This window comes from Streptomyces sp. NPDC053431, from assembly GCF_044544925.1.
Lineage (GTDB): Bacteria > Actinomycetota > Actinomycetes > Streptomycetales > Streptomycetaceae > Streptomyces.
In genome coordinates this window covers 363,177-381,694 of the sequence record NZ_JBITXX010000001.1, presented here as the reverse complement: position 1 = coordinate 381,694, position 18,518 = coordinate 363,177, and the positions used below count along the sequence as shown (strand labels likewise).

Annotated in this window: 13 protein-coding genes; 6 read left to right on the top strand and 7 right to left on the bottom strand. The window is 72.2% G+C overall.

Annotated elements, in window-relative coordinates; genetic code table 11:
• Nucleotides 1-114: 114 nt before the first annotated feature.
• A complete protein-coding gene (gene pepN, locus ACIGXE_RS01580) occupies nt 115-2,661 on the top strand; it encodes an aminopeptidase N (protein ID WP_399741359.1) in 2,547 nt (848 codons plus the stop codon).
• Nucleotides 2,662-2,834: 173 nt separating this feature from the next.
• The gene (locus tag ACIGXE_RS01575) at nt 2,835-3,665 is read left to right on the top strand and encodes a hypothetical protein (protein WP_399741356.1); all 831 of its coding nucleotides are present in this window, start codon (nt 2,835-2,837) and stop codon (nt 3,663-3,665) included.
• A 3-nt stretch (nt 3,666-3,668) separates the two neighbouring features.
• Here ACIGXE_RS01575 and ACIGXE_RS01570 read toward each other — a convergent pair whose 3' ends face one another.
• The 5 genes from ACIGXE_RS01570 to ACIGXE_RS01550 form a co-directional block, all read right to left on the bottom strand.
• The gene (locus ACIGXE_RS01570) at nt 3,669-4,817 is read right to left on the bottom strand and encodes a serine hydrolase domain-containing protein (protein ID WP_399741353.1); all 1,149 of its coding nucleotides are present in this window, start codon (nt 4,815-4,817) and stop codon (nt 3,669-3,671) included.
• A gap of 91 nt (nt 4,818-4,908) precedes the next feature.
• Nucleotides 4,909-5,376: an NUDIX hydrolase gene (locus ACIGXE_RS01565; RefSeq protein WP_399741350.1), complete on the bottom strand. Its 468-nt coding sequence runs from the start codon at nt 5,374-5,376 to the stop codon at nt 4,909-4,911.
• A 9-nt stretch (nt 5,377-5,385) separates the two neighbouring features.
• A complete protein-coding gene (locus ACIGXE_RS01560; protein ID WP_399741347.1) occupies nt 5,386-5,958 on the bottom strand; it encodes an HPP family protein in 573 nt (190 codons plus the stop codon).
• Nucleotides 5,955-6,860: a pyridoxamine 5'-phosphate oxidase family protein gene (locus ACIGXE_RS01555; protein ID WP_399741344.1), complete on the bottom strand. Its 906-nt coding sequence runs from the start codon at nt 6,858-6,860 to the stop codon at nt 5,955-5,957. The genes ACIGXE_RS01560 and ACIGXE_RS01555 overlap by 4 nt, the downstream gene beginning before the upstream one ends.
• A gap of 54 nt (nt 6,861-6,914) precedes the next feature.
• The gene (locus ACIGXE_RS01550) at nt 6,915-7,370 is read right to left on the bottom strand and encodes a VOC family protein (RefSeq protein ID WP_399741341.1); all 456 of its coding nucleotides are present in this window, start codon (nt 7,368-7,370) and stop codon (nt 6,915-6,917) included.
• Nucleotides 7,371-7,513: 143 nt separating this feature from the next.
• On the opposite strand from ACIGXE_RS01550, the gene ACIGXE_RS01545 reads away from it, so the two are divergent.
• The 4 genes from ACIGXE_RS01545 (at nt 7,514) to pepN (ACIGXE_RS01530) (ending at nt 15,488) form a co-directional block, all read left to right on the top strand.
• Complete coding sequence (locus tag ACIGXE_RS01545) at nt 7,514-8,056, top strand: CGNR zinc finger domain-containing protein (protein ID WP_399741338.1); 543 nt, start codon at nt 7,514-7,516, stop codon at nt 8,054-8,056.
• A 188-nt stretch (nt 8,057-8,244) separates the two neighbouring features.
• Complete coding sequence (locus ACIGXE_RS01540) at nt 8,245-11,562, top strand: S8 family serine peptidase (protein ID WP_399741335.1); 3,318 nt, start codon at nt 8,245-8,247, stop codon at nt 11,560-11,562.
• A 194-nt stretch (nt 11,563-11,756) separates the two neighbouring features.
• Complete coding sequence (locus ACIGXE_RS01535) at nt 11,757-12,773, top strand: aspartate-semialdehyde dehydrogenase (RefSeq protein WP_399741332.1); 1,017 nt, start codon at nt 11,757-11,759, stop codon at nt 12,771-12,773.
• Nucleotides 12,774-12,914: 141 nt separating this feature from the next.
• Entirely contained in the window at nt 12,915-15,488 is a 2,574-nt protein-coding gene (gene pepN, locus ACIGXE_RS01530) for an aminopeptidase N (RefSeq protein ID WP_399741328.1), read from the top strand.
• Between the two features lie 68 nt (nt 15,489-15,556).
• Here the strand turns inward: pepN (ACIGXE_RS01530) and ACIGXE_RS01525 are convergent, their stop codons facing one another.
• Nucleotides 15,557-17,293: an FG-GAP-like repeat-containing protein gene (locus ACIGXE_RS01525; protein ID WP_399741325.1), complete on the bottom strand. Its 1,737-nt coding sequence runs from the start codon at nt 17,291-17,293 to the stop codon at nt 15,557-15,559.
• 57 nt (nt 17,294-17,350) lie between these two features.
• Entirely contained in the window at nt 17,351-18,472 is a 1,122-nt protein-coding gene (gene alc / locus ACIGXE_RS01520; protein ID WP_399741323.1) for an allantoicase, read from the bottom strand.
• Between the last annotated feature and the right edge of the window lie 46 nt (nt 18,473-18,518).

The window sequence follows — 18,518 nt, the reverse complement described above, 5'->3', positions numbered from 1 at the left end:
TGAATGCGCCAACCGGGCAACGCGACCGGTCCGCTCCCGCATTCCCCTGGTGCCCGGCGACAGTGGCACATGGGAGGATCGGTGCTGTTTCGAACGAGCCACGAAGGAGTGACCGTGCCCGGTGAGAACCTGTCCCGCGACGAGGCCCACGAGCGGGCGGAGCTGTTGTCCGTCGACGGGTACGAGGTGTACCTCGACCTGCGCTCGGCCGTCGGCGAGTCCGGGAAGGGCGTGCGCACCTTCCGCTCCGTGACCACCGTCCGCTTCCGCCGCACGGGCAGCGGCGAGGCGACCTTCGTCGACCTCGTCGCCCCCTCGGTGAACGCGGTCACCCTCAACGGCCGGGCGCTCGACCCGGCGGTCGTCTTCGACGGCGCGCGGATCACGCTCGACGGCCTGGCCGACGAGAACGAGCTGGTCGTGGACGCCCAGTGCGCCTACAGCCGCACCGGCGAGGGCATGCACCGCTTCGTCGACCCGGAGGACGGCGAGGTCTACCTCTACACCCAGTACGAGCCGGCCGACGCCCGTCGGGTCTTCGCCAACTTCGAGCAGCCCGACCTCAAGGCCCCGTACCGCTTCGAGGTGGACGCGCCCGAGGGCTGGACGGTCTGGTCGAACGGCGTGGGCGAGCAGGACGCCGCGGGACGGTGGCGGTTCGCCGAGACGGCGCCGATCTCCACGTACATCACCTGCGTGGTCGCGGGCCCGTACCACTACGTCACGGACACCTACAAGCGGGGCGACCTGGAGATCCCGCTGGGCGCGATGTGCCGCAAGGGGCTCGCCAAGCACTTCGACGCGGACGACGTCTTCCTGATCACCAAGCAGGGCTTCGACTTCTTCCACGACAACTTCGACTACCCGTACCCCTTCGGGAAGTACGACCAGGCCTTTGTGCCCGAGTACAACCTCGGCGCGATGGAGAACCCGGGCATGGTGACCTTCCGCGAGGAGTACATCTACCGCGGCAAGGTGACGCAGGCGGCGTACGAGCGCCGGGCCAACGTGATCCTGCACGAGATGGCCCACATGTGGTTCGGCGACCTGGTCACCATGGTGTGGTGGGACGACCTGTGGCTGAAGGAGTCCTTCGCCGACTTCATGGGCTCGTTCTCGCTGGCCGAGGCCACCCGCTTCACCAACAGCTGGGTGACCTTCGCCAACAACCGCAAGGCCTGGGCGTACCGCGCCGACCAGCTGCCGTCCACGCACCCGATCACGGCCGACATCCGTGACCTGGAGGACGCCAAGCTCAACTTCGACGGCATCACCTACGCCAAGGGCGCCTCCGTCCTGAAGCAGCTGGTGGCGTACGCGGGCCGGGACGCGTTCCTGGAGGGCGCGCGCCGCTACTTCAAGCGCCACGCCTACGGCAACACGCGCCTCGCGGACCTGCTGACCGTCCTGGAGGAGACCTCCGGCCGGGACATGAAGGCCTGGGCGAAGTCCTGGCTGCAGACCTCCGGCGTCAACAGCCTCACCCCGGTCGTCACCTATGACGCCGAGGGCCGGATCACCGAGCTCGCCGTCCTCCAGGAGGGCGACGAGCTGCGTCCGCACCGCGCCGCGGTCGGCCTCTACCGGATCTCCGGCGGTGAACTCGTGCGGTACGCGCGCGTGGAGGCCGACATCAGCGGCGCCCGCACGGTGGTGACCGAGCTCGCGGGCGCGGAGCGGCCCGACCTGATCCTCGTCAACGACGACGACCTCACCTACTGCAAGGTGCGCTTCGACGAGGCCTCGCTGACCACCCTGCGCGGCCACCTCGGTGACATCACCGACCCCCTGGCCCGCGCCCTGTGCTGGTCCGCGCTGTGGAACCTGACCCGCGACGGCCTCATGCCCGCCCGGGACTTCGTGCGCGTGGTCCTCGACTTCGCGGGCCGCGAGACCGACATCGGCGTGCTGCAGATGGTGCACGCCTGGGCGCAGGCGGCGGTCACCCACTACGCGGCGCCGGGATGGCGGCCCGAGGGCGGGCGGCTGCTCGCCGAGGGCGGGCTGCGCGAGCTCCGCGGCGCCGCGCCGGGCAGCGAGCACCAGCTGACCTGGGCGCGCTTCTTCGCCGCCGTGGCCTCCTCGGACGCCGACCTCCAGCTCCTGGAGGGCCTGCTCGACGGCTCGGCCTCGATCGACGGGCTCGACGTGGACCAGGAGCTGCGCTGGGCGTTCCTGGAGCCGCTGGCCACGCACGGCCGCGCCGACGAGGCCCGGATCGCCGAGGAGCTGACCCGCGACGACACGGCCACCGGCAAGCGGCACCAGGTGCGCTGCCTGGCCGCCCGCCCCTCGGCGGCGGTCAAGGCGCAGGCCTGGGCGCAGGTCGTCGAGTCGGACGCGCTGTCCAACGCCCTGGTGGAGGCCACCATCGCGGGCTTCGTGCGGCCCTCGCAGCGCGAGCTGATCGCGCCGTACGCGGAGAAGTACTTCGCGGCGATCGAGCGGATCTGGGCGGAGCGCTCCATCCAGATCGGCATGGACGTGGTGCGCGGTCTGTTCCCGGGGCTCCAGGACCGCCCGGAGACCCTGGCGGCCACGGACGCGTGGCTCGCGGACCACGCCTCCGCCGCCCCGGCGCTGCGCCGGCTCGTCCTGGAGGCCCGCGACGACCTGGCGCGGGCGCTGCGGGCGCAGGAGTGCGACGGGCGCGCGGAGTAGTCGCGTCCGTCGTATGAGCGGACAGTGAGGACGGCCCCCGGCGGTGAGCGCACCGCCGGGGGCCTCCGTACCTCGGCACTCGAACGCGCGTACTTTAGTGCGGAGTTGTCCGGATTGAGCGACACCCTTGTAACAGCGGTTAATTGCGGTCCGGACGACGGAAGACCGTCGACATGAACCACAACACCCCCAACGCCCCCCTCTCCCCCCTCCCCCACACCGGCGTGGACCGGTTCCGGGAGGCCGTCGGGTACGCCCGGTCGGAGACGATGCTCACCGGGCTCGCCGCGCTCTCCCTGCACCGCTTCGCCTCCGCTCCCCCGCCCGGCATGATCGACCGGGTCGACGTCCTGGTGCCGCGCACGCGCCGGCTCCGGTCGACGGGCCAGGTCCGGGTGGTGCGCGCCACCGAGTGGCCGCAGCCGGTCGAGATCGACGGACTGCCGGTCGCCCCGGTCCCCCGGGCACTCGCCGACGCGGTCTCGGCGCTCTCCGACGCGGGCGTGGTGCGTCGGCTGCTCACCGAGGCCGTCAGCGGCGGTCACTGCGAACCGGGCGCGGTCGTCCGGGAGTTGAACCGCGCCCGGCTGCTCACCCGGCCGCACGTGGTGGACGCGGTGGACGCGCTGCTCGCCGAGGGCCGGTCGATCGCCGAGGAGCGGCTCTACGAGATGGTGCGCGAGTTCGGGCTGCCGGACCCGCTGTGGAACGTGGACCTGCGGTTGCCGGGCGGCCCGCACCTGGGGGGCCTGGACGCCTACTGGCCGGACCAGGCGGTGGCCGTGGAGCTGGACACCCGGGCGCCTCGGCAGGAGGACGACGCGCTCTGGTCGGAGTACACGCGCAAGCGCGAGCACCTGGAGCGGCTGGGCATCACCGTCGTCCACATCACCCCGCGCAAGCTGCGCGAGGCGATGGACCAGCAGGCGACCGTGGTCCGTACGGCCCTGATGGCCGCGTCGGACCGGCAGCCGGCCGCCTACGTGGTCGTCCTGCCCCGCTGACGGCTACCGCTTCGCCGGGACCGTGCCGCAGAACTCCGCCTCGATCACCTGCTGGGTGTCACCGGTCCAGTCGGCGTTGAAGTTCGCGGCGAGGGAGTGCTCGCCGTCCCGGGTGGCCTGGGCCTCGGAATGGGACCCGTGGATGCCGCCGCCGTGCCCCCAGACCTCCTTGCCGCAGCTCAGCTTCTGCCGCATGAGACCCAGCCCGTAGCCGACGCCGGGCAGCTCGGGGGAGATCTGGACGGTGTCGGTCATCTCCTTCATCTCGGCCGCCGGAAGCAGCCGGCCCTTGAGCAGCGCGCGGTAGAAGGTCTGCAGGTCGTTGGCGTCGGAGACCATCTCGCCGGCCGCGCCGGCGATGCTCGGATTCAGAGCGCCGACCTCGTACGTGGGCCCGCCGGTCTCACGGGAGAGCTTGGAGTAGGCGGGGGAGTTCGGCCGGGGCATCCGGGAGTCGGTGCCGGGGACGGAGGTGGCCCGCAGCTTGAGCGGCTTGATGATCCGGTTCTCGACCGCCGTGCCGTAGGGACGCCCGGTCACCCGCTCGACGACCATCCCGGCCAGGACGAAGTTGGTGTTGGAGTAGTTCCAGGCCGTTCCGGGGGCGAAGTCGGGCTCGTGCGCCATCGCGACGGCGACGAGCTGCTTCGGGGTCCAGGTGTCGTAGCGGTGCTGGAGGAAGCCGGGACCGAAGACCTTCTCCTGGAAGGCCGGATCCTCGGTGTAGCTGTAGATGCCGCTGGTGTGGTTGAGCAGCTGGCGGACGGTGATCTTCCGGCCGTCGTGCCCGTGCCCGCGCACCACGCCGGGCAGCCACTTCTCGACCGGGTCGTCGAGGTCGAGGCGGCCCTCGGCCTGGAGCTGGAGCAGGACGGTGGCGGTGAAGGTCTTGGTGATCGACCCGACCCGGAACCGATCGACCCCCTTCCGCTCCCCCGCCGTCCCGACCCAGCGGGCCTTGCCGTCGCGGGCCTGCGCGACGGCCCCGGGCACGCCCGCGGCGACGGCCGCGTCCAGGGCCTGCTGGGTGGCGGCGTGGGTCGGCCCGGCCGGCGGCGCGGCGGCGACGGCCGGCGCGGCGAGGGCGGTGGCGGTGATCCCGGCGACGAGTCCGGCGGCGAGGAGGGTACGGACGGTACGTGCGGCTGACATGCGGGCTCCCGTGATCGTGAACTGCGGTCACGGGAGGGGACCGCGGGAAGTGAGCGGCGGGTTGAGCCCGCTGGTGACGGTTGAGCCGTTTTCAGCCGTTCGTCGGATCGGTGAGGTGGGAGCGCCCCAAGGGGGGCCGGTCACGCCACAGTTGCAGGCCGATGTCGACGAGCTCGACCCGCTCGAGCGAGGGCACCGAGTCGAGGGGATGCCAGGCGGCGAGGTCGGTGGAACCGCCGGTCTCGTTCCTCAGCGCACCGCCGGAGATCCGCGCCTCGTACAGGATCCGCAGCCCCTGCCAGTCCTCCGGCCCGCCGAGCCGGCGCTGCCGGTTGCGCCGGATGGAGTCGATCCCGAGCAGCAGGGTGGGCTCGGCCACGTACCCGGTCTCCTCCTCGACCTCCCGCACCACGGTCGTGACGGGTTCCTCCCCGTGGTCCATCCCGCCGCCGGGCAGGGTCCACCGCTTCCGCCCCTCCCGGTCGACCCACCGCGCGAGCAGTATCTCCCCGTCGCGGACACACACGGCGTAGGCCGCCACCCTCAACTCCTGCTTCATAGGAGGAGGTTAGATCCAGTACGCGGGATAGCGGCGGCCCGTGAGGCGGGCGCCGGCCAGGCCGGTGGCGACGAGCAGGAGGGCGGCGAGCGCGAGGAGGCCGAGGAAGGTCGGGAACGGCGGGTTCTGGACGGTGACGATCACGGCGGTGGCCGCGGCCGGGGAGTGCGGGGTGCGGGCGGCGGCCATCACACCGAGCGCCAGACCGCCGGCCAGGGCGGCGCCCCAGGGGCCGGGGCCGGTGAGGGCCAGGACGGCGAAGCCGGTGAGGGCGGAGAGGAGCTGGCCGCCGACGACCGAGCGGGGCTGGGCCAGCGGCAGGTCGGGCGCTCCGGCCACGAGCGCCATGCTCGCGGCGAGGGGCGGGATGAGCAGCGGCTGGTGGAGGACGGTGCCGACGGCGACGAGGAGCAGGACCGCGGTGACGCTCACCGCGGTGGAGCCCAGCAGCGCGGCGGGCCGCGGGCGGGCGGGGGCCGCCGGGCGAGCGGCGGGCGGCGCCGGGGGTGGCGGTGCGGGTGTCGGTGCGGGTGTGGGCGGAGCCCCCGGTGCGGGCGGGGGCGTGGGCGGGGCCGTGGTCACGGGCGGGGCTCCGTTACGGGGGGATTGGCCGGTGAGTACTCCGGTTCCGACCAGCGGAGGGGGCTGGCGCCGGGCGCTTCGACGACCTGGGCGACGCTGAAGCGGACCGTGCGGGCGCCCTCGGGGTCGTAGGCCGTGCGGGCGGTGCCGGAGAGCTGGAGGGTGGTGCCGGTGCGCCAGTCGAGGAAGAGCAGGCCGGCGCGGCCGTCGGCCTCCAGGTTGCCGAGGGTGAGGAACATGGCGTTGCCCGCGTAGTCGGGCCAGCTCAGCTCCGTGGACGAAGCCACGGTGACGAAGCCGGGGTTGCCGCCGCGGTGGCTGGCGTCCACCCCGTCGGCGGCCGCGCTGGCGACGAAGAAGGTGTCGGCGGCACGGACGAAGCGCTCCTGGTCGAGGGTGAGCGCCGTGCCGTGCCGCACGGCTCGGTCCGCGGAGCGGGAGGCGGCGTCGGCGAAGCCGTACAGCTCGCGTTTCTGCAGGTACTTGGGGCAGTTGGAGAAGACCTGTTCGGCGTCCACGGTCAGACCGCGCGCGCTGGGGCGCGCGATGCCGTTGAGGCGCATGCGGCGGCGGGTGCGGGGGTCCAGGGCGATGGTGCCGACCGGGGTGCCGGCGGCGGTGACGGCCGTGGACAGGGGGTCGTGGGCGGGGACGCCGCCCGCGACCGAGATGCCGTGCGGGCCGGTGGCCCGGGCGAACCCGGGCTCACCGGTCAGCAGGCTCGCCCACACACGGCCGTCCGCGTCCGCCGCGCCGAGGATCAGCATGGGCTGGGACTCCAGGAAGGCGGCGGCGACGGGGCGGATGCCGTCGCCGATGGAACGGCCCACGTGTTCGGCGAGGTGGCGGACGCCGGCTCTCTCCTGGACGGTGAGGGAACCGGGGTGGTACGCGGTGGTCACGGCGGCCTCCGGTGGGACGGCGGGGTTCGGGCTCGTGGGGGGCGGCGGGCGGGGTTAGAAGAAGCCGCAGGTGGGGGCGGTGCCGGCGGGAGCCTCGGCTTCTTCCGCGCCCTTCGGGACCGAGATCTCCAGGCGGGTGCCGTCCGGGTCGTGGAAGAAGACGCCGCCGGAGGCCGCGCCCTCGGCGTGGGCGACGACGCCCTCGTAGGCGAAGGAGGCGCCGCGCTCCTTCAGCGCGGCCTCCGCGGCGCGCACCTCGTCGATGGACTCGGCCTGGAAGGCGAGGTGGTGCAGGCCCGCGCGACCGGAGTCGTACGCGCCCTCGGCCTGCTGCCAGAGGGTGAGGACGAGCTTGCCGCCCTGGCCGAGGAAGGCGTACCGCCGGCCCTCCTCCTTGCCCTCGCCGAGGACCTCGAAGCCGAGGACGTCCCCGTAGAAGCCGAGCGAGCGCTCCAGGTCGGTGACGTTCAGACCGACGTGGGCGAAGGCGAGCGTTCCGGTGAACGACATGGTGATTCCCCTCTTGATGACGGTCCCCCGGTCGCCCGGGGCTAACCTTTCAATTCGACTTTAAAGGTTAGGAGCCGGGAACGCAACCGGTCACGTACTCTTGAGGGGTTAGTCCCGCTCCATCGCCGAGGAAGGCGCCGCCCATGACCGTCATCGACCCTCGGCCGCTCACCGGCGAGCCGGTCTCCCTGGATCTGCTCAACACCCGGTGGATGGCGGACGGGGTCCGGCAGGATCTGCTCGCCGACCTCGACGGACTCGGCGTCTGGCTCGGCGCCAACGGGCTCGACGGGCGGTTCGCCGCCGACGCCACGACCCTGCGGCACACCCTCACCGCCCGGGACGCGCTCGCCGCGCTCGTCGACCGGCCCGGCGACCCCGCGGCCACCGCCCAGGTCGACGCGGTGCTCGGGCACGGGCGGATCCGGGCCACCCTCACTCCCCAAGGGCCCGGCGAGGAGCCGGAATTCGCCGATCCCGCCTGGGGGCCGGGCTGGACCGCCGCGCGGGACTACCTCGAACTGCTGCGCGCGAATCCCGAGCGCATCCGCAAGTGCGCCCACGACGCGTGCATCCTGCACTTCTTCGACACCTCGCGGAACGGCACCCGCCGCTGGTGCTCCATGGCCGCGTGCGGCAACCGGGCCAAGGCCTCGCGCCACTATGCCCGTACAAAGGACCACTGATCCCCTGGCGCATCGTCCCCGTTGCGGGTGGTTCGTCCCCCATGGCGCATGTTCCGCGGTGGCGGATGTGCGCCATGCGCGCATTCCGCCGCCCGGTAACTCTCCCCAAACCCCTGTCACTTGCGAAAGGCTGAGCGGTCATCCGGTACCGGAATCCGGACCCTCTTCTTTCACAATCAGGGATGTAAATGACCACCCCCGAAACCCAGAGCTCCATACCCGGGCGCTCGACCACCGGGACCAGACGCGCGGCCCGTATCGCCGCCGCCGCCGGACTCGTGACCGCGCTCGTCGCGGCCGGTGCGGCCCCGGTTCTGGCCGCCGACGATCCGGCCGCCACCTCCCCGGTGAAGACCGCCGACGCCGGCGACAAGCTCGGCGCGACCGACGCCCAGCGCCTGTCCGAGGCCGAGGCCGCCGGCACCCCGAACGTCACCGTCCTCGTCGCCACCGCCCCCGGCGCCACCGAGCAGGTCGCGGGCCAGCTCGACGCCGTCCCGGGCGCCTCCGTCGGCAAGCAGGACGACAAGCTCGGCTACGTCCGCGCCACCCTGCCGACCGCGAAGGCCGACGCCGCCATCAAGGCGGCCACCAAGCTGTCCTCGGTCCAGTCGATCGACCTCCAGGCGGAGATCGAGATCGACGACCCGACCCCGGACGCGGGCACCACGGGCGCCGTCGACGGCACGACCGTCACCCAGACGTACCCGGCCCCCGGCAAGTACACCCCGGCGAAGAACCCCTACAACCCGTCCTTCGAGACCGGTGCGGTGGACTTCGTCAAGGAGCACCCCAAGGCCGACGGCCGCGGCGTGACCATCGGCATCCTCGACTCCGGTGTCGACCTCGGCCACCCGGCCCTGCAGAAGACCACCACCGGCGAGCGCAAGATCGTCGACTGGGTCACCGCCACCGACCCGCTCACCGAGAGCGACGGCACCTGGCGCGCCCAGATCACCCCGGTCACGGGCTCCGCCTTCACCGCCGGCGGCCAGAGCTGGAAGGCCCCCGAGGGCTCGTTCCAGTGGAGCCGCTTCAGCGAGTCGGTCACCGCGGGCGGCGACCCCAAGGGCGACATCAACCGGGACGGCGACACCACCGACCGCTTCGGCCTGCTGTACGACCCGGCCGCCGGCACCGTGCGCGTGGACACCGACCAGGACGGTGACTTCACCAACAACGAGCCGATGAAGCCGTACAAGGACGGCTACCAGATCGGCTACTTCGGCACCGACAACCCGGCCACCGAGGTCGTCGAGAAGACCCCGTTCGTCGTGCAGATCCGCAAGGACGTGCCGATGGACCCGCTGGGCGGCACCTGGGTCGGCAAGAAGGCCGACTTCGTCAACGTCGGTCTCGTCGAGTCCTCCCACGGCACCCACGTCGCCGGCATCACCGCCGCCCACGGCCTCTTCGGCGGCCGGATGAACGGCGCCGCCCCCGGCGCGAAGATCGTCTCCGCCCGTGCCTGCACCTGGACCGGCGGCTGCACCAACACCGCCCTCACCGAGGGCATGATCGACCTCGTCGCCAACCGCGGCGTCGACATCGTCAACATGTCGATCGGCGGCCTCCCGCTGCAGAACGACGGCGACAACGTGCGCGCCCGCCTCTACACCCGTCTCATCGACGAGTACGGCGTGCAGCTGGTCATCTCGGCCGGCAACGAGGGCCCCGGCATCAACACGATCGGCGACCCCGGCCTGGCCGACAAGGTCCTGTCGGTCGGCGCCGGCGTCTCCCGGGAGACCTGGGCCGCCAACTACGGCTCGGCCGTGACCAAGCGGTACAACATGTTCCCGTTCTCCTCGCGCGGCCCGCGTGAGGACGGCGGCTTCACGCCGACCATCACCGCCCCCGGCTCGGCCGTGAACACCATCCCGACCTGGCAGCCCGGCGCGGGCGTCGCGGAGGCCGGCTACACGCTGCCCGCCGGCTACGGCATGCTCAACGGCACCTCGATGTCCTCGCCGCAGGCGGCGGGCGCGAGCGCGCTGCTGATCTCCGCCGCGAAGCAGAAGCACATCGAGCTCTCCCCGCTCACCCTGCGCACCGCGCTCGTCTCGACCGCCCGGCGGATCCCGGGCGTCGCGGCCCACGAGCAGGGCGCCGGCCTCATCGACATCGTCGAGGCCTGGGAGTCGATCAAGGACGGTGCCACCGCCCACGACTACAAGGTCGAGGCCCCGGTCGACACCGTGATCTTCCCGGCCCCGCACACCGGCACCGGTGTGTACGACCGCGAGGGCGGCCTCAAGGTCGGCCAGAAGAAGGTCTACGACGTCACCATCACGCGCACGAGCGGCCCGGACCGGCCGATCGAGCACGAGCTGGACCTGAAGTACAACGACGGCACCTTCCGCATCCTCGGCGACGACGAGATCGACCTGCCGCTGAACAAGCCGGTCACCGTCAAGCTCCAGGCCCGTCCGACCACCGCGGGCGTGCACAGCGTCATCCTGGAGGCCGACGACGAGCGCACCGAGGGCGTCGACAAGCAGATCCTCGCCACCTCGGTCGTCTCGAACGCCCTGGTCGCCCCGGGCTACGGCTTCTCGGCCACCGGCTCGACGGAGCGCAACAGCCACAAGTCGTACTTCGTGACCGTGCCGAAGGGCGCCAAGACCCTGGAGGTCTCGCTCAGCGGGCTGAAGGAGAAGAGCCAGACCCGGTTCATCACCCAGCACCCGTACGGCGTGGCCCTGGAGGACAACGCGACCAACCAGTGCTACCCGCACTACAACCCGGCGAACACCTGCCGTCCGGACCTGCGCTCCTACGCCAACCCGGTCCCGGGCGTCTGGGAGATCATCGTCGAGTCCCGCCGCACCTCGCCGGACCTGGACAACCCGTTCGCGCTGAACGTGTCCGTCCTCGGCGCCGACTTCGACCCGGCCGTCCAGACCGTGGCCGAGGCGAAGGTCGGCACCCCGGCCGCCGTGCAGTGGAAGGTCACCAACGGCTTCGCCGCGCTGGACGGGCACCTGAAGGGCGGCCCGCTCGGTTCACAGAAGACCGAGAAGGCGCTCATCAAGCACCACGAGCAGCAGATCAAGACCGTCACCATCGGTGAGGGCGTGGAGCGCCTGGACATCGCCATCGGCAACAGCTCCGACCTGGCCGCCGACCTCGACCTCACGGTCAAGCTCGGCGACACGCAGGTCGGCCAGTCCGCCGACGGCGACTCCGAGGAGTCCGTCACCCTGATCAAGCCCGCCGCGGGCACCTACACCGTCGTCATCGACGGCTACTCGGTGCCGTCGGCCGAGGGCACCAGCTACGACTACAAGGACGTGTACTTCTCGTCCGCGCTGGGCTCGGTGAAGGTCGACGAGTCGAAGCAGGTCCAGCTGGCGAACGGCGCTTCCGCGCAGGTCGCCGCCGAGGTCCTGGTGAACGCCGCCGCGCCCGAGGGCCGGAGCTTCTTCGGCGAGGTCCAGCTGCTGAACGCGCGCGGCACCGCCGCGGGCACCGGCAGCGTCGTGATCGAGAAGGTCACGCCGTAGCGGGGACCATGACGAGGCTCACACTCCGACATGCGGAGTAGAGGGGGCGGGCACCGGAACGGTGTCCGCCCCCTTTGGCGTCTTCAGGTCTCGCGGGGCCGTCCCGTCCCTTGGACAATCGATTGGACAAGGCGCCCCGGGCCGTACGCATGATGGTCGCGGCACCACCCTGCACACATATTCGGAGGAGTCCCGTGAAGGTCGGAATCGTCGGAGCCACCGGTCAGGTCGGCACAGTCATGCGCAGGATTCTGGCCGAGCGGAACTTCCCGGTGGACGAGCTGCGGCTCTTCGCGTCCGCCCGGTCCGCCGGCACGGTCCTGGACGGGGTCACCGTCGAGGACGCCTCCACCGCGGACTACACGGGTCTCGACATCGTCCTCTTCTCGGCCGGCGGCACCACCTCCAAGGCCCTCGCCGAGAAGGTCGCCTCGCAGGGCGCCGTCGTCATCGACAACTCCTCCGCCTGGCGCCGCGACCCCGACGTCCCGCTGGTGGTGTCCGAGGTCAACCCGCACGCGATCAAGGACCGCCCGAAGGGCATCATCGCCAACCCGAACTGCACCACGATGGCCGCCATGCCGGTCCTCAAGCCGCTCCACCAGGAGGCCGGCCTGACCGCCCTGGTCGCCACCACCTACCAGGCCGTCTCCGGCTCGGGCCTGGCCGGTGTCGCCGAGCTGGACGGCCAGGTCAAGGCCGTCGCCGAGCGCGCGACCGAGCTCACCCACGACGGCGAGGCCGTCGCGTACCCGGAGCCCGGCGTCTACAAGCGCCCGATCGCCTTCAACGTGCTGCCGCTGGCCGGCTCGATCGTCGACGACGGCACCTTCGAGACGGACGAGGAGCAGAAGCTCCGCAACGAGTCCCGCAAGATCCTGGAGATCCCGGACCTCAAGGTCTCCGGCACCTGCGTGCGCGTCCCGGTCTTCTCCGGCCACTCGCTCCAGGTCAACGCCCGCTTCGAGCGTCCGATCAGCGTCGAGCGCGCCTACGAGCTGCTCAAGGACGCCGAGGGCGTCGAGCTCTCCGAGATCCCGACCCCGCTCCAGGCGGCCGGCAAGGACGCCTCCTACGTGGGCCGCATCCGGGTCGACGAGACCGTCGAGCACGGCCTGGCGCTGTTCCTCTCCAACGACAACCTGCGCAAGGGCGCGGCGCTGAACGCCGTGCAGATCGCGGAGCTCGTCGCGGCGGAGCTCAAGGGCTGACACCCGTCCGTACGCCTCAGGGGCGGCCACCCGCGCGGGTGGCCGCCCCTTGACGTGTTCGCCCTGGGAAAGGAACCGTGCGCGGCCCGCACACCCCGTGGAAGGATGGGCCAAACGTCACGAAACCGAGGAGTTGACCGGGTGCCTGGCACAAACCTGACCCGTGAAGAGGCGCAGCAGCGGGCGAAGCTGCTGTCCGTGGACGCGTACGAGGTCGACCTCGACCTCACCGGTGCGCAGGAGGGCGGCACCTACCGGTCCGTCACCACCGTCCACTTCGATTCCGCCGAGGCCGGTGCCGAGACCTTCATCGATCTCGTCGCCCCCGCCGTGCACGAGGTGGTGCTGAACGGGGAGGCCCTCGACGTGGCCGCCGTCTTCCGGGACTCCCGGATCGCGCTGGCGCACCTCAAGGAGGGCCGCAACGAGCTGAAGGTGGTCGCGGACTGCGCGTACACCAACACCGGTGAGGGCCTGCACCGCTTCGTCGACCCGGTCGACGGCCAGGCCTACCTGTACACCCAGTTCGAGGTGCCGGACGCGCGCCGCGTCTTCGCGTCCTTCGAGCAGCCCGACCTCAAGGCGACCTTCCAGTTCACCGTGAAGGCGCCGAGCGGCTGGTCGGTGATCTCCAACTCCCCCACGCCGGAGCCCAAGGACGACGTGTGGGTCTTCGAGCCGACCCCGCGGATCTCCACCTACATCACGGCGCTGATCGTCGGCCCGTACCACGCGGTGCACTCGACGTACGAGAAGGACGGCCAGGTCGTCCCGCTGGGCATCTACTGCCGTCCCTCGCTGGCCGAGTTCCTCGACGCCGACCACATCTTCGACGTCACGCGGCAGGGCTTCACCTGGTTCCAGGAGAAGTTCGCGTACGACTACCCGTTCGCCAAGTACGACCAGCTCTTCGTGCCGGAGTTCAACGCGGGCGCGATGGAGAACGCGGGCGCGGTCACCATCCGCGACCAGTACGTGTTCCGGTCGAAGGTGACGGACGCGGCGTACGAGCGCCGGGCCGAGACCATCCTCCACGAGCTCGCCCACATGTGGTTCGGCGACCTCGTCACCATGGAGTGGTGGAACGACCTGTGGCTGAACGAGTCGTTCGCGACCTTCACCTCGGTCGCCTGCCAGGCCTCCGTCGAGGGCACCCGCTGGCCGCACGCCTGGACCACCTTCGCCAACGCGGAGAAGACCTGGGCCTACCGCCAGGACCAGCTCCCGTCGACGCACCCGATCATGGCGGAGATCAACGACCTGGAGGACGTGCTCGTCAACTTCGACGGCATCACCTACGCCAAGGGCGCCTCCGTCCTCAAGCAGCTGGTGGCGTACGTCGGCCAGGACGAGTTCTTCAAGGGCGTGCAGGCGTACTTCAAGCGCCACGCGTTCGGCAACACGCGTCTCACCGACCTCCTCGGCGCGCTGGAGGAGACCTCCGGCCGTGACCTGAAGGCCTGGTCGAAGGCGTGGCTGGAGACCGCGGGCATCAACATCCTGCGCCCCGCGATCGAGACCGACGACGACGGCGTCATCACCTCCTTCGCCGTCCGCCAGGAGGCCCCGGCGCTGCCGGCCGGCGCGAAGGGCGAGGCCGTGCTCCGGCCGCACCGGATCGCGATCGGCTTCTACGACCTGGACGGCGCGGGCAAGCTGGTCCGCACCGAGCGGGTCGAGCTCGACATCGACGCGGCCGAGCTGACGCGGGTCCCGCAGCTCTCGGGCCGGCAGCGCCCGGCGGTCGTACTGCTCAACGACGACGACCTGTCGTACGCCAAGGTCCGCCTCGACGAGGTGTCCCTGAAGAACGTCACCGCGCACCTGGGCGACTTCGCCGAGTCGCTGCCGCGGGCGCTGTGCTGGGCCTCGGCCTGGGACATGACGCGGGACGGCGAGATGCCCACGCGCGCGTACCTGGACCTGGTGCTGTCCGGCATCGTCAAGGAGAGCGACATCGGCGTGGTCCAGTCGCTGCAGGGCCAGGTCAAGGCGGCCCTCGACCTGTACGCGGCGCCGGAGTGGCGGGCCGAGGGCCTGGCCCGCTGGGGCGCGGCGGCGCAGGAGCAGCTGCGGGCCGCGGCCCCCGGCAGCGACCACCAGCTGGCGTGGGCGCGGGCCTTCGCGGCGACCGCCCGTGAGGAGGCCGAGCTCGACCTGCTCGCCGCGCTGCTCGACGGCAGCGAGGTCGTCGAGGGGCTGGCCGTGGACACCGAGCTGCGCTGGGCGTTCGTGCAGCGGCTCGCGGCGACCGGCCGTTTCGACGAGCCGGAGATCGCGGCGGAGCTGGAGCGCGACCGTACGGCGGCGGGCGAGCGGCACGCCGCCACGGCCCGCGCGGCCCGCCCGACCGAGGCCGCCAAGGCCGAGGCGTGGGCGTCGGTCGTCGAGTCCGACAAGCTGGCGAACGCGGTGCAGGAGGCGGTGATCGGCGGCTTCGTGCAGGCCGACCAGCGCGAGCTGCTCGCCCCGTACACCGAGAAGTACTTCGCCGCCGTCAAGGGTGTCTCGGAGACCCGCAGCCACGAGATGGTCCAGCAGATCGTGGTCGGCCTCTACCCGACGCTCCAGGTCTCGCAGGAGACCCTGGACGCCACGGACGCCTGGATCGCGGAGCACGACCCCGTTCCGGCGCTGCGCCGTATGGTCACGGAGTGCCGCGCGGGCGTCGAGCGGGCCCTGAAGGCGCGGGCGGCGGACGCGGCGTCCGCCTGACGGCTCGTGTGAGACAAGGGAGGGGCCCTGGACCGGTTTCGGTCCAGGGCCCCTCTGCCTTCACCGGGTCAGCCCAGCGCCGTGAGCCACTGCCAGCCGCCGGTGCCGATGGTGGTCGGGGTGCCGAGGCCGCCCGCGATGCCACTGGCCGTGCCCGGGAGGAACTCCAGGTCCTCGGCGGTGCCCGCGGTGCGCGTGGTCCACAGGTCCGTGAGGCCGTCGCCGGTCACGTCGCCGGCGGAGACGGCGAGGCGCCGGTCGGCGGCGGTCCAGGGGCCGCCGGTGAGGTCGCGGGGTGTGGCCAGGTGCTGGGCGCCCTGGCTCGCGTACTGCCGGATCTGCCCGGTGACGCGGTCACGGCCCCACACGTCGGCCTTGCCGTCGCCGGTCACGTCGCCGGGCAGGATGACGTCGTAGCCGGCCCACTCGGCGTCGCCGATCTGCAGCGCCGCCTTGGCGGCGAAGGTCGGCCTGCCGTCGACGGCCGGGCCGCCGCGGTGCAGCCAGAGGCCGGTGGTGCTGCGGGCGAGGACGTCGGGCAGGCCGTCGCCGTCCACGTCGCCGGCGGCCAGCGGGGTGGCGCCGGCGTTGGACCAGCCGGTGGGGCGGCCGCCCATGGCGATCCGGGCGCCGAGCTCGCCGCTGCCCTTGTTCGGGTAGACCCACAGCTCGTCGCCGATCCGGGCGAGGACGTCCTCGCGGCCGTCGCCGGTCCAGTCGCCGCGGTGGCTGACGGCGGCGCCGGTCCAGCCGCCGGTGCCGATCTGGCGCATGCCGGCGAGGGCGCCGCCGCCGGTGCCGGAGTAGAGGCGCAGGCTGCCGTCGTCCTTGACGGCGAGGAAGTCGGCCCGGCCGTCGCCGGTGAGGTCGCCGCCGACGGAGGTGCCGGGCCGGGGCTCGGGGTAGGCGGCGGCGACGAGCAGCTGGTGGTCGGAGAGCGGCTTCGCGCCGGCCGGCATCTCGGGTTCGAGGGCGTCGGCGCGGACGGTGTGGAAGTCCCGGGCGCTCAGGAAGACGTGGTCGAACTTCTTGCCGGAGGCCACGGTGGGCTCGCCCGAGTGGCACTCGGTGGCCGCGGCGTCGCAGCCGGCCCGGGCGTACCAGTCGTGGTCGTTCTCGTCGGCCTCGGCGAAGGGGCCGGTGCCGGGCAGTCCCTGGCGGACCGGGTCGAGCATCGGGTCGTAGACCGGCTCCGTACCGGCGTTGAAGTCGCCTCCGAGGATCACGGGGAGCCCCGCGGCCCAACCGTCGACGTACCGGAGCGCCTCGGCCGAGCCGTTGTCGGGCGTGATCTTCTGGTCGAGGTGGGCATTGCAGACGAGCGTCGTACGGCCGTCGATCGGACCCCGGGCGCACAGCACCGGGCGGGGCTCGGTGCCGGGGGTGGTCAGGTTGGCCGTGTAGCGGTCGACCGCGGAGGCCTTGACGAAGATGCCGAGGCCGAAGCCGGTGTCGGTGCCGCCCCAGTGTTCGCACCCGGGGGTCTTCTTCGCGAAGCCCCAGACGGCGGTGTAGCCGGCCTCGGCCAGCGCGGTGCGCACCGACGTCCACTGGGTGAAGCAGAGCTCCTGGAGCATCAGGGCGTCGGCGTCCCAGGCGAGGGTCTGCTCCTTGACCTTGGCGGTCCAGGCGGGCAGGTCCAGGGTGCTCTGGCAGGTGGACGCGCCGCAGACGTTGTACGTGATGACCCGCACCGGCGGTGCGGTGGCGGGGTCGACGACGTCGGCGGCGGCCGGCGCCGCGGTCGGGAGGACCGCGGCGGCCAGCAGCGCGAGCACGGCGGCCGCTCTGTGGAGAAGTCTCATGCCCGGGAGCCTAGTGATCTTTTCGTACAGCTGTCGGAGTGGCCGACAGGCGGGACGTCAGGCGGTCAACCGGGCGTACCGGGCGCGCAGTTCGGCCGCGCCCTGCTCGGTCAGGCTGCCGTGGAGGCGCATCCGGGCGATACCGCCGTCGGGGAAGGCGTCGAGGCGGACGTGGGTGACGACGGCCTGTGCCGCGAGGCGGAAGCGGTGCAGGGTGTCGGGCTGGAGCCGGGTGCGCGGGATGATCTCGAACCACTCGCCGTGCTCGCCGTTGCGCCCCTGGAGCGCGATCCATCCGGCGCTGTTGCCCTTGAGGTACGCGGTGTCGATCTCGACGGCGCGGACGGCGCCCTGGGCGGCGAGCCGGAAACGGACCCAGTCGTGGGTGCCGCGCACCCGGCGGCGGCGGTTCTCCCAGCCGTCGTCCATCTTGCGGGAGGTGCCGGGCAGGATGATCTGCGTCGGCGAGGAGTAGAAGCGGTCCGAGGCGTCCTCGTACACACCGCCGTTGAGGACGGCGAGGAGGTCGAGGGTGCCGAGGACGTCCAGCCACTCGGGGTCGGGGACGACCTCGCCGTGCACCCGGAGGCGGGCGATGCCGCCGTCGGGGTGCTGGCAGAGCCGTACGTGGGTGTAGCGCCGTTCGGCGTCGACGGCGAAGCCGTTGGCGGCGTGGCCGCGGACGGGGGTGGGCGGGACGAGCTCCTCCCACGCGGCGCCGAGGAGCTCCTCGGGGCCGGGGGTGCCCTCGACGGCGGTGGCCTGGACGCTCACCCGCTGCGGGTAGTTGCCGCGGAAGTGGGCGGTGTCGACGACGACGCCGCGGATGACGCCCGGGGCGCCGAGGCGGACGATCGCCCAGTCGTGGTCCTCCGGGGCGGGGAACGGGTGGTCGGCGTCGGCCCCGCGGCGCCGGCGGGTCTCCCAGCCGTCCATGACCTTGCCCTTGTGCCCGAAGTGCTCGGGGTCGAAGACGGCCCGCTCCCGGACGAGGAGGTTCTCGCGCTCGGCGAAGAACTCGTCGCCGGCCGCGACGACTCCGGCGCCGAGGCGGCGGTCGGCGAGGTCGACGAGCTCCGTGAACGGGAAGTCCCCGGCGCGGTAGTCGGCGTAGGGGTCGCCGCCGGCGTAGGGGGCGGCGTCGTTGGCGTGCGGGTCGGTGTCGTCGTAGAGGCTCATGTCTCGACTGTGCCGCCGCACGACCACACAGGTCCATCGAATGTTT